1 pseudogene is annotated in these 245 nt (G+C 58.4%); it reads left to right on the top strand.

Going from position 1 to position 245, the window contains the following annotated elements:
- Positions 1-245, top strand: a pseudogene (locus ACEN88_RS36055) (ISNCY family transposase); the annotation flags it as partial.

Here is a 245-nt window from a genome sequence, read left to right as displayed (position 1 = left end):
ATTTCAACGCGCGCTTTGGCAAGCCGCCACGCAATCCGAAAGACATGCACCGACCGCTGGCCGATCATGAGAACCTCGATGGCGCCATGTGCCGCAAGGAAGTGCGCACCCTGTCGCAATCGCTGACGCTACGCTACGACAAGGTGCTGTTCATTCTCGATCCGACCGAGATTTCCAGGCCATTGGCAGGTAAGAAGGTCGTGGTCTGCGACTATCCAGACGGACGCCTCGAGATCATGCACGAG

Origin of the sequence: Massilia sp. CT11-108 (genome assembly GCF_047302915.1) — a bacterium.
GTDB classification, from domain to species: domain Bacteria; phylum Pseudomonadota; class Gammaproteobacteria; order Burkholderiales; family Burkholderiaceae_D; genus Telluria; species Telluria orientalis.
The sequence above is the reverse complement of the archived record's forward strand: the minus strand, read 5'-3'. Positions and strand labels throughout refer to the sequence as shown.